Below are 11,307 nucleotides of genomic sequence, written 5' to 3' on the forward strand. Positions count from 1 at the left end.
CAGGATGTTGCCGCACAGGATGTTGCCGCAGCCTACGCCGCTCCACCCGTATCTCGTGGCGCCACCACGCGTTGAAGTCATACACATAGACGAAGCCTTCGTGTTCGCGGAGACGAAACGCAGTCAGTGGCAGTTCGTTTGCCGCGGTGGAGAACTGCAAGACGGCCTCATGAGCTTTGCCGTAACGCCTGCCACGAATGCTGAACGTGTGCAGATGCTCGTCGGCCCAGCCCATGACTACCTGGATGACATTGTGCAATTGTCCGAGCGTCAAGTGCTCAGGAACGAGGACGCGTCGCCAAACCGGCGGGCTCAGGGCGCTCAGAGCAATTCGAAGTTGAAGGACGGTGATCGCCGGCCCAGGAACGGAAACCATGCGCGCATTTTAGGTGCCTCATTGGCCTCTCGGCGGTGGTCCGGTAGTTCGCCCCCGTTTTGGCGCGGTCTCCTCTTCAGGACCGTCCGGTCGATGGCCGATCATCGGCTGCCTCAATTAAGCTGCGCGTCGATCGCAGATAGGTGAAAGATCGGCCGCCACGGAAAGCCAAATGGTATCTGTTAGATACCTATCTGGTATCGGTTAGGTAACCCCAAGCGTTCTCTGTCCCCTCGAATTGCCACCCGCCGAGTCCACCACGTTCGTCACGCAGTGCCGCTGGCAGTGGGATCGCGCTCCGGGCCCGCCACCACGCCGGCATCATGCAGCCGGCCTATGGCGGCGCCGTCCAGCCCCAGGATTTCATGCAGTACCTGGTTGGTATGCGTGCCCAGCAACGCGGCCGGCAAAGTTGCCTCGCGCTCGATCGACGGAACCCGCACGGCCGCTCCGGCCGCAAGATGTTCGCCGATCCCTGGCGTCGCAATGCGCTCGAACACCGGATTGGCAAGGCTGACACGCGGATCGCCGGCCAGCAACTCGCCGACCGTGCTGTAGCGGCCCCAGCAGACCTTGCGCGCTTCCAGAAAACGCTCCGCCTCGGCCTGCGTGCGGGTGGCAAACCAGGGTGCGACCAGCTCGGCAATGGCCTCGCGGCAGGCAAACCGATCGGCCTCGTCGCCCAGGTTCAGGCCGGTACGCTGCTCCAGCGCAGTCACCTGCCCGGCAATGCCGCAAGCCTCCACCAGCGCTTTCCATTGCCCGGCCGAGATCGCTGCCACCATCAGGCGGCCGCCGTCCAGCGTGCCGAAGTCGCGGCCGAAGGCACCATACAGGTGGTTGCCGATCGACGGCCGCTCCTGCTGCAGCAATTCGGCCTCGGCCAGCAGGCCAAGATGCGACAGCATGGTGAAGGCCATGTCCGACAGCGCCAGCTTCAGCTCCGCGCCTGCGCCCGTGCGCCGGCGCTGCTCCACCGCCGCGACCACGGCAAAGGCGGCCTGGTACGCGCAGGCAATGTCCCACGCCGGCAGCACATGGTTGACCGGCCTCTCACGCGACCCGCCGCCGGTGACAGCCGGATATCCGGTGGCGCAATTAACCGTGTAGTCCACCGCCGTGCTGCCGTCGCCGTTGCCCTGGATGGTGCAGCTGATCATGTCCGCGCGCCGCGCGGCCAGCGCCTCGTGCGCGAGCCACGGCGTGCCGATATTGGTCAGCAGCACGCCCGCATCCGGCCCTGGCGCCGTCGCCAGCGCCTGCACCAGCTCGCGCCCTTCGGGCTTGCGCAGGTCAACCGCGATGCTTCGCTTGCCCTTGTTCAGCGCGGTCCAGTACAGGCTGCGCCCTTTGCCGTCGGCCTGCGGCATGCGCGGCATGCGCATGTAATCGATGCCGCCGCCGATCATGTCCACGCGGATCACGTCTGCGCCGAACTGCGCCAGCGTGAGGCCGGCCAGCGGCGCCGCGATGAAGGCCGAGCTTTCGATCACGCGCAGCCGGTTGAGGAAGGGGTAGGTCATGGGGGCGGTCCGGTTCGTATTGGCTGCGGCGTCAGGCGCGTTCGAACACGGCGGCGATGCCCTGCCCGCCGCCGATGCACATGGTTTCCAGCCCATAGCGCGCGCCGCGCCGGCCCAGCTCATGCATCAGCGAGGTCATGATGCGCACGCCGGTGGCGCCCACCGGATGGCCCAGCGAGATGCCGGACCCGTTGACGTTGAAGCGCTCCGGATCGTTCCAGCCCCAGCCCTTGGCGCAGGCCAGCGCTTGGCAGGCAAAGGCTTCGTTCAGCTCCACCAGGCCCATGTCGTCGAAGCCCAGCCCATTCTTGCCGAACAGCTTCTTGACAGCCGGCACCGGGCCGATGCCCATGTGCGACGGCTCGCAACCGGCCACGGCCCAGCTATGCAGGTAGCCGATGGGCTCCAGGCCGAGTGCTTCCAGCTTGTCCTCGGTCACGATCAGGCAGGCGGCAGCGGCATCGTTCTGCTGGCAAGCATTGCCCGCGGTGACGATGCCGTCCTTCATCAGGGGCTTGAGCCGCGCGAGCTGCTCGATGGTGAGATCGCCACGGATGCCCTCGTCCTCACTCACGATCAGCGCCTCGCCCTTTCGTTGCGGCACGCTGACCGGCACCACCTCCTGCGCGAACTTGCCGCTGGACCACGCGGCGGCGGCGCGCTGGTGGCTGCGCAGCGCAAAAGCGTCGGCCTCCTCGCGCGAGATGCCGTAGTCGCGCGCCAGGTTCTCGGCGGTCTCGATCATGCCGGAGATACGGCCAAAGCGGGATTCGGGCTGCGAGCGCTCGCGCCCGCGCTCCAGGCGGTCATGGAACTTCACGGTGCCGGCGCGCTTGCCCCAGCGCATGTCGGTGGTGTAGTACTCCACGTTGCTCATGCTCTCGACGCCGCCGGCCATCACGACATCGGCGGCGCCGGTCTGCACCATCATCGCAGCCGTGGCGATGGCTTGCAGGCCGCTGCCGCAGCGGCGGTCCAGCTGCATGCCGGCAACGCTGATGGGAAAGCCGGCCTGTAGCGCCACCCAGCGGCCTGTGCAAGGCACTTCGCCGTTGGCGTAGGAATGGGCGAACACCACATCCTCGATGCGGGCCGGATCCAGGCCCGTGCGCTCGACCACGGCGCGCGCCACGGTGGCGCCGAGTTCTTCCACGGAGATGCTGCGCAGGCTGCCGCCGAACGCGCCGATCGGCGTACGCAGCGGGGAGACGATTGCGGCTCGTTTCATGATGGCGTCCTTTGTTCTTGATGCAGTTCGTCAGTGCCGAACCGCGGGGTTTCCCTGGCGAAGAAGGCACGTACGCCTTCCTGCGCTTCCTTGGAACTGAAGACGCGGTCCGACAGCGGCAGTGCCCGCCGCATGGCCTCGTCTTCGGTAGTGTCAAAGCTCAGGTCGATGGCCTGCTTGCACAGCGCCAGCGCCAGCGGCGGGCGCTGCGCCAGCGTGGTGGCCAGCGCCAATGCGGCTTGCAGCGCCTGGCCCGGCGGCGCCACGCGATTGACCAGGCCCCAGGCCAGCGCGGTGCCGGCGTCGATGGCCTCGCCCAGGAACATCAGCTCCTTGGCACGCCCTTCGCCCACGCGACGCGTGACGCGCACCGGGCCGCCGCTGCCGGGGAACACGCCCAGCTTGATCTCGGGCAGCGCGAAGCGCGCCGTCTCGTCCGCCACGATCAGGTCGCAGCAGACCGCGATCTCCAGGCCGCCGCCAAACGCCAGGCCATTGACCGCCGCCACCGTCGGCTTCGGGAAATCGTCCAGCCGCCCGAACACCGCATGCTGCAAGGCAAGCTTGCCCGGCACGATCTGCCCGGGCCGCATCAGCGGCCGGAACTCGGCGATATCGGATCCCGCGCAGAAGGCACGGGTGCCGGCGCCGGTCAGCACCACGGCGCGCACGGCGGGATCGCGTTCCAGCGCGTCCAGGGCACGGTCAAGCGCCTCGGTCAGGCCGCGGAAGACCACGTTCAGCGGCGGGTTGTCCAGCATCAGCGTGGCAATGCCGTCTTTGGCGGAGCAACGCACCGGCCCTGCCGAGATCTCAGCCATAGCGCCCACCGGTCACGTGCAGCACTTCGCCGGTAATGAAGCTGGCGCGCTCCGAAGCCAGGAAGGCCACTGCATCGGCGATGTCGCCCGGCCGGCCAACCCGCTTGATCGGCTGCGCGGCGACAGCCCGCTCCTTGATGGTCTCGTAGGTGGGCAAGGCCTGCACCATCTCGGTTTCCATGAAGCCAGGCGCCACGCAATTGACCGTCACGCCGTAGCGCCCTTCCTCCAGCGCCAGCGCCTTGGCCATGCCGATCAGCCCGGCCTTGGCCGCCGCGTAGTTGGCCTGCGTGGGATTGCCGAGGTGCGCGCGCGAGCTGATGTTGATGACCCGTCCCCAGCCCTGTTCGATCAAGCGCGGCATCACGGCCTTGGTGGCCAGGAAGGCGCCCTTGAGCATGACCTCCATCACCAGATCCCAGTCCTCCTCGGTCATCTTGACGAGGTACTTGTCGCGTGGAAAGCCGGCGTTGTTGACCAGGATGTGCACCCCGCCAAAATACGCGACGGCTTCATCCACCAGCCGCTGCACGTCGGCGCTCTTGGTGATGTCCGCGACGATGCAATGCGCCTGCAAGCCGTCGGCGCGCAGCGCGGCGGCCGTGGCTTCGGCCTGCTCGCGCAGAATGTCCGTGATCACCACCTTAACGCCCTCTTGCGCCAAGTGGCGTGCCGTAGCCGCGCCCAGCCCGCGGGCCGAGCCCGTGACGATGGCGACTTTGTCCTTGATCTGTAGATCCATTCGGTTCTCCTCGGAATACGTGTATCGGGATGACTGCGCAAGCAGCGTCAGATTGGAGCGGGCGGCTGGCCCAGGTCCACGCGCCCGGCGTTGAGCACCACCACACCGCGTTCCAGCGCCGTGGTGCGCAGCGACACCACCGGGCCATCGACCCAGATCGCCGTGCGCAGCGTTTCGCCGGGCAACACCGGGGCCGTAAAGCGCACCCGCATGCCGCGCACCGTCGCGGCGTCGTAGCCAAGCACGGTTTTCAGCACGGCGTGCATGGCGATGCCCATGGTGCAAAGGCCATGCAGGATGGGCCGTGAGAACCCGGCCGGCTGCGCCACCGCCGGGTCGGCGTGCAAGGGATTGAAGTCCCCGTTGAGCCGGTAGAGCAACGCAGCCTGCGGCAGCGTCGCCAGATCGCACACGGCATCCGGCTCGCGCTCGGGCATCCCATGCGGAGGCGGCGGCGAGCCCGCCGTGGCGCCGCCGGCGGCAAAGCCGCCATCGGCGCGCAGCATGGTTGTCTGGGTGACGGTGGCCAGCAGGTCACCGGTGGCCGCGTCATGCACCTGGCGCTCCTGCATCATCAACGCGCCTTTGTCCGGGCCTTTGTCGTATAGCGCGGTGACCTTGTTCCGGCCAACCACCCGGCCCTGCGCCGGCAACGGACGGTGCAGCACGAACGCCTGCTCGGCATGCACCAGCTTCTGCCAGGTGATGCCGGTGTCCGCTTGGTCGGCCCAGAAGCCGCTGTAGCCCAGCACGTTGACCAGCGTGGGCAGCGCCTGCAGGCCGCCGCGCGCGTGCTCATAGACGTAGCGCAACTGGCCCGCGTCCAGCGGATCGGCGCCCAGGCCGATGCCCAGCGCGTAGCACATGCTGTCGCGCGCGCTGTAAGCCTGCTCGACGGGCGCAAACTGGCGGCTGAGGAGTTGCTTGGGATCGAGAGGCATGGCGGATCTTCTGGTCGATGGTGATTGCGTCAGGCCTGCGCTGCGGCGCCGCGGATCATGTTGCGGGCGATGACAACCTGCTGGATCTGGGTGGTGCCTTCAAAGATGCGGAACAGGCGCACATCGCGGTAAAAGCGCTCGATGCCGCTGTCGGCCACATAGCCGGCACCGCCAAAGATCTGCACCGCGCGGTCGGCCACGCGGCCGCACATCTCGGAGGCAAACAGCTTGCAGCAAGCCGCCTCGCTGGAGACGTTCAGGCCGTCGTCGCGCTTGCGCGCGGTATCGAGCAGCATGCTGCGCGCGGCGTACAGTTCCGCCTGGCTGTCGGCCAGCATCGCCTGCACCAGCTGGAAGCTGGCAATCGGCTGGCCGAACTGGCGGCGCTCGGTGGCATAGCGCAGGGCATCGCGCAGCATCCGCTCGGCCACGCCCACGCAGACGGCGGCAACGTGGATGCGCCCCTTGTCCAATACCTTCATCGCGGTGCGAAAACCCTGCCCCGTGTTACCGGCGCCGCCGATAATGCGGCTGGCCGGCACCCGCACGTTGTCGAAGATCACATCGCAGGTATGCGAGCCGCGCTGGCCCATCTTGCGGTCCCGCTTGCCAAAGCTGATGCCCGGCGTGCCGGCGTCCACGATAAAGGCGGTGATGCCAGCCGCGCCCGGGATGGCGGCGTCCGTGCGCGCCATCACCGTGAAGATGCCGGCATAGGGCGCATTGGTGATATAGCGCTTGGTGCCGTTGATCACGTAGTCATCGCCGTTTGCGCTCGCGGTGRTACGCAGGGATGCGGTTCGGAGCCGGCCTCCGGCTCGGTCAGGGCGAACGAGGCCAGGATCTCGCCGCTGGCCAGGCGCGGCAGGAATGCCTGCTTCTGCGCATCCGTGCCATCCATCAGGATGCCTTGCGAGCCGATGCCGATGGTGGTGCCGATCAGCGAGCGGAACGCCGGCGAGGTCTGGCACAGTTCGATGGCGGCAAGCGCCTCTTCTTCGGTGGTGAGCCCCAGCCCGCCGTACGCCTCCGGGATGGTCATGCCACACAGGCCGAGATCCTTCATGCCTTGCACGATGCGCGGCGGGATCTCGTCGGTTTCGTCCACCAGGCGCTCGGCGGGCACCAGTTCCTCGCGCACAAAGCGCTGGATGCTGTCGAGCAGGGCGTTGAGGGTTTCGGCGTCGCGAATCATCGGGGCAACTCCGTCACCTCGATCACGGCGTCGACGGCAAAGGCGCCCTGTCCTTGCGGCATCGCAAACACCGGATTCAGGTCCACCGATTGCAGGCGCGGGCCAGCCTGGTGCGCAAACACAGACAGCCGCGCCAGCATGCCCGCCAGCGCCTTGATATCCACCGGCGGCTTGCCGCGCGCGCCCAGCAGCAGCGGCGCGCCCTTGATGGAGCGGATCATCTGCTCGGCCACGTCCTCGCCGAACGGGCAACGGTGCAGCACCACGTCCTTCATCACTTCCACAAAGATGCCGCCCAGCCCGAACATGGCCACCGGGCCAAAGACCGGATCGCGCTGGATGCCGAGAATGCACTCCACGCCGCCGCTGAGCTGTTTGGCGACCAGCACGCCTTCGAGGCGCGCGCCCGGCACGGCCTCCTTGCCGCGAGCAATCAACAGGCCGAAGCCGGCACGCACGCCCTCGGCATCGGTGATGTTCAGCAGCACGCCGCCGATCTCGGACTTGTGCTGGATGTCCGGCGACAGGATCTTGAGCACCACGGGATAGCCCAACGCCTCGGCCGCCGCCACCGTCTCGCTGGCCGTGGCGCAAGCGCGTTCCGGGGCCACGGCGATGCCGGCCTGCGCCAGCACGCGCTTGGCCTGCGCCTCGCTGGGCGTGCGTCCCGGCAGGTCCACAGCGGGCACCGCGGGCGGCGGCAAGCTGGGAGCCCGCTCAAACGCTTGCCCAAAGCGGCCCATGGCTTCGATGGCCACCACCGCGCGGGTGGGATCCTCGAATACGGTGAAGCCGTCGGCCTCGTACTCGCGCACACGCTCGGGCGAGGCCAGCACCGACAGCAGGTAGAGCCGGTCAGGATGCTTGTCGCGCACGCCCTTTAGCTGCTCGCGCAGGCGCGGCGCGATCGAGTCGGCGCCGCCTGTGTAGGTAAAGAAACCCAGCACCGACTGGTAGCCGCCCTCGGCCACCACCGCTTGCGTGAAGCGCCCCGCGATGGTCATGTCGTTCAGGAACTGCGCCGTGCAGTCCACCGGGTTGCGCGGCGCGGCAAAGGGCAGCAATGCTCTCAGGTGCTCCTGGGTCGCAGGGGGCATCTCCGGCATCGGCAAGCCGGCCACTTCCGCCGCGTCGGAAATAATGACGCCGGCGCCGCCGCTGACGGTAATCACGCCCAGGGAATTGTTGGCAGGATAGATGCGGCGCGTGGCCAGTCGTGCCACGTCGAGCATATGCTCGGTGGAGCGCGCCCGCACCACGCCGAACTCGGCCAGCACGGCCTCGGTCACCGCGTCGTTTCCGGCCAGCGAAGCAGTGTGCGACTGCGCCGCCGCGCTGCCCACCGCGCTGGTGCCAACCTTCATCATGACCACCGGCTTGCGCGCCTTGCGCGCGGCCTCCAGCGCCTGCATCAGGCGCTGCCCGTCGCGGATGCCCTCGGAGTAGACCGCGATCACATCGGTGTTGTCGTCGTCCACCATGGCGTGGACGATGTCGCCCAGGCTGATGTCGCTCTCGTTGCCGCTCATCACGCAGGCCGACACGCCGATGCCTGCATCGCGCGCAATGCCCAGGATGTGGCTGCCATACGCGCCGGACTGGCTGGCAATGCCGACCCGCCCCGCCACCGGAAAGCCCATTTCCACCACCGAGGTGAAGCTGCCGTAAAATCCGGTGCCGGGATTGACCACGCCCAGCGAGTTCGGGCCAAGCAGGCGCATGCCRTATTTGCGCGCCGAAGCCACCATGCGTTGCTGGATCTGCGCGCCCTCGTCCCCGGCCTCGGCAAACCCGGCGGAAAACACAATGGCCGCCGCCGTGCCGCGTGCCGCCAGTTCCGCTACCACGTCGGGCGCCAGCTTGGCGGCCACCGCCACGATGGCCACGTCCGGCGTCTGCGGAAGGTCGGCCACGCTGGCGTAGGCTTCCAGGCCCTGGATGGTGGCGCGACTGGGGTTGACCGGCATCAGGCGGCCCTGGTACCCCTGGCTGCGCATGTAGTCGATAGGCCGGCCGCCGATGCGCAGCGGATCGTCCGACGCGCCGATGACGGCGACGGAACGCGGGCGAAGGAGACGGACAAAGGGATTACGGTCTGGCATGGCGAGATCGCTTGCAAGAAAAACAGTGGCGGCGGAGAGGGACGAGGAAAAGAAAAGGAGCGGATCGGGCCGGCGCGGCAGTCGCCCCTGCCTTCGCAAATCTGGCTTATTCGACTTTGGCGCCGGACGTCTTGACGACCTTTGCCCAACGGTCGATCTCCGAGYGGATCAACGCGCCGAACTGCTCAGGCGTGCCCGGCGACGGCTCGAAGCCCTGCGCGCGCAGGCGCTCCTTCATCTCCGGCGCGTCCAGCGCCTTGTGGATCTCGGCGTTGAGCTTGTCAATGATCGGCTTGGGCGTGCTTGAGGGCGCCATCAGCCCGTTCCACGCCAGGGTCTCGAAGCCTGGCACGCCGGACTCTGCCACCGTTGGCACATTCGGCAGCAGCGGCGAGCGCTTGGCGCCGGTGATGGCGATCGCACGTAGCTTGCCGCCATTGACCTGCGGCAGCGCCGAGAACATCAGGTCCATCACCAGCTGGGCATTGCCCGCCATCACGTCCGCCATGGCAGGCGCGCTGCCGCTGTACGGGATGTGGGTCATCTTCACCCCGGCCATCGAGCTCAGCAGCTCGGTGGCCAGGTGCGTGGACGAGCCGTTGCCCGCCGAGCCGAAGTTGATCGATCCCGGCTTGGCCTTGGCCGCGGCGATCACGTCCTGCACCGTCTTGTAAGGCAACGACGGGGTCACCATCACCAGCATCGGGCCGCGCGTGAGCTCGCTCACCGGCGTGAGATCGGTCTTGATGTTGTAGCGCAGGTTCTTGTAGAGCGAATGGTGGATCGAATGCCCGGTCGTCACCAGCAGCAGCGTGTAGCCGTCGGGCGCCGCGCGGGCCACCTGTTCCGCGCCCAGGTTGCCGGAGGCGCCGGGCTTGTTTTCGACCACGAACGGCTGGCCCATGCTGTCACCCAGCTTCTGCGCCAGCAGGCGTACCACGATGTCATTGGTGCCACCCGGCGGGTAAGGCACGACGATCTTGACGGGCTTGGCAGGAAAAGTCTGCGCTAAGGTAAGCGCGGGCAAGGTGAGCGCGGCGGTGGCCGCAACGGCAGCGGCAAGCCAGCGTTTCGTGCTGATCATCGATTGTCTCCGGTCTGAGGTCAGGCGCGGCCAAACGTGTGCCTGGCGCCCTCGGCTTCTTTGTGCCTGTTTCAGAAACAATCGTAAGCAATGCCATATACTTAATCCAATACTTTACATGCACCGAGCTATACACGAGGTATATGGATGGACCTGCGTCAACTCAAGCAATTCGTCGCCGTCGCCGAGACCAGCAGCTTCAGCCGGGCGGCAGAGCGGCTCTTCATGGCACAGCCGCCGCTTTCCGTCGCCATCCGCAAACTGGAGGAAGAACTCGGCACGCCCTTGTTCGAGCGCACTGCCCGCGGCGTACGGCTGACCGCCCCCGGCGAAGCCGCCCTGCAAGCCGCCAGGAAATGCCTGCAGAATGCGGAAGAAGTCAGCGCGGCCGCGCGTGCGACCGCCAGCGGCGAAGCCGGACGGCTACGCATCGGGTTTATCGGCTCGGTCACGTTCGGGTTGCTGCCGCGGCTGATACAGGCGTTCACCAAGCGCCACCCGCATGTCAAGCTGGAATTGCGCGAAGGCACCAACCTCGAACTGCTATCGCTGGTGGAAAGCGGCGAGCTTGACGTGGGTTTCGTGCGCGTGCCCACCGCCCGCCCGGAGAACGTCCGCTTCCAGCTGATCCAGACCGACGTATTCTGTGCCGCGCTCCCGCGCGGCCACGCCCTGGCCAAGCAGAAGCAGGTCGCCTTGCACGACCTCGCCGACTACCCCCTGATCGGCTACACGCCCTCACGCGTGGGCGGCCTGCAAGCCGCGGTGTCGCACCTGTTCGCACGCGCCGGCATCAGCCCCTACATCGCGCAGGAAGCCGTACAGGTGCAGACCGTGGTAGGGCTGGTGGATAGCGGGCTCGGGATCGCCCTGGTGCCGTCTGTCAACRCATCCCACTCATCGGGCCGCGTGGTATTCCGCCCGATCTCCGACCTGCCGCCGGATGCGTCGATCGGCATTTCGCTGGCGTATCACGCGCTGGACGAAACCGCTGTCACGCAACGTTTTCGCGAGAGTATCGAGGCGACGACGGAGAAGGCGCCTGGGGCCAGGCGGGAGGTAGTTAAGCGGAGCGGAGGTAGGCGCCAAGGGTAGCGCGGCCGGCCTACGGCTACACGGACTTCGCCCATAGCAACTAGGAGCAATCGTACCTTTCGTGCCTGTATGGACCCGACGCCTTTTGCAAGCTTCTTGTTCGTGATGTCGAAACGGTCTGCATGCATGTATCCGGCTTGCACTTGGACGATAGCCGAAGCACGCCCGCAGCCTCGATGAGATCCGCGCACCCTGTCCTT

Annotated in this window: 9 protein-coding genes and 1 pseudogene; 1 reads left to right on the plus strand and 9 read right to left on the minus strand. The window is 67.2% G+C overall.

The annotated features are described in order from the left end of the window. The 9 genes and pseudogenes from AC1DKD_RS33415 to AC1DKD_RS33455 form a co-directional block, all read right to left on the minus strand. Positions 1–376 (minus strand): plasmid pRiA4b ORF-3 family protein (locus AC1DKD_RS33415; protein WP_477144213.1); only part of this gene is annotated, 376 nt, incomplete at its 3' end. A gap of 266 nt (positions 377–642) precedes the next feature. Further along, positions 643–1,899: a CoA transferase gene (locus AC1DKD_RS33420; protein WP_441636946.1), complete on the minus strand. Its 1,257-nt coding sequence runs from the start codon at positions 1,897–1,899 to the stop codon at positions 643–645. Between the two features lie 31 nt (positions 1,900–1,930). Then, positions 1,931–3,127, minus strand: a complete 1,197-nt coding sequence (locus AC1DKD_RS33425) for an acetyl-CoA C-acetyltransferase (RefSeq protein WP_441636948.1) — start codon at positions 3,125–3,127, stop codon at positions 1,931–1,933. After that, a complete protein-coding gene (locus AC1DKD_RS33430; protein WP_441636950.1) occupies positions 3,124–3,948 on the minus strand; it encodes an enoyl-CoA hydratase/isomerase family protein in 825 nt (274 codons plus the stop codon). Before AC1DKD_RS33430 ends, AC1DKD_RS33425 begins: the two co-directional genes overlap by 4 nt. Continuing rightward, complete coding sequence (gene fabG / locus AC1DKD_RS33435) at positions 3,941–4,690, minus strand: 3-oxoacyl-ACP reductase FabG (RefSeq protein WP_441636952.1); 750 nt, start codon at positions 4,688–4,690, stop codon at positions 3,941–3,943. Before fabG ends, AC1DKD_RS33430 begins: the two co-directional genes overlap by 8 nt. 47 nt (positions 4,691–4,737) lie before the next feature. After that, a complete protein-coding gene (locus AC1DKD_RS33440; protein WP_441636954.1) occupies positions 4,738–5,631 on the minus strand; it encodes a MaoC/PaaZ C-terminal domain-containing protein in 894 nt (297 codons plus the stop codon). A gap of 29 nt (positions 5,632–5,660) precedes the next feature. Next, positions 5,661–6,826, minus strand: a pseudogene (locus tag AC1DKD_RS33445) (acyl-CoA dehydrogenase family protein). Beyond that, on the minus strand, positions 6,823–8,928 hold the full coding sequence (locus tag AC1DKD_RS33450; protein ID WP_441636956.1) for an acetate--CoA ligase family protein: 2,106 nt from the start codon (positions 8,926–8,928) through the stop codon (positions 6,823–6,825). The pseudogene AC1DKD_RS33445 and the gene AC1DKD_RS33450 overlap by 4 nt, the downstream one beginning before the upstream one ends. A gap of 106 nt (positions 8,929–9,034) precedes the next feature. Continuing rightward, positions 9,035–10,012, minus strand: a complete 978-nt coding sequence (locus AC1DKD_RS33455; protein ID WP_477144214.1) for a tripartite tricarboxylate transporter substrate binding protein — start codon at positions 10,010–10,012, stop codon at positions 9,035–9,037. 147 nt (positions 10,013–10,159) lie between these two features. Here AC1DKD_RS33455 and AC1DKD_RS33460 point away from each other — a divergent pair, with 147 nt between their 5' ends. Beyond that, entirely contained in the window at positions 10,160–11,107 is a 948-nt protein-coding gene (locus tag AC1DKD_RS33460) for a LysR family transcriptional regulator (RefSeq protein WP_477144215.1), read from the plus strand. The last annotated feature ends 200 nt before the right edge of the window (positions 11,108–11,307 follow it).

It is taken from the genome of Cupriavidus sp. 05T313, from assembly GCF_056396665.1.

Excerpts from the sequence above, each read along its gene's own strand:
- AC1DKD_RS33420 (WP_441636946.1), bottom strand. The coding sequence starts at position 1,899 with ATGACCTACCCCTTCCTCAACCGGCTGCGCGTGATCGAAAGCTCGGCC.
- AC1DKD_RS33425 (WP_441636948.1), bottom strand. The coding sequence starts at position 3,127 with ATGAAACGAGCCGCAATCGTCTCCCCGCTGCGTACGCCGATCGGCGCG.
- AC1DKD_RS33430 (WP_441636950.1), bottom strand. The coding sequence starts at position 3,948 with ATGGCTGAGATCTCGGCAGGGCCGGTGCGTTGCTCCGCCAAAGACGGC.
- fabG (WP_441636952.1), bottom strand. The coding sequence starts at position 4,690 with ATGGATCTACAGATCAAGGACAAAGTCGCCATCGTCACGGGCTCGGCC.
- AC1DKD_RS33440 (WP_441636954.1), bottom strand. The coding sequence starts at position 5,631 with ATGCCTCTCGATCCCAAGCAACTCCTCAGCCGCCAGTTTGCGCCCGTC.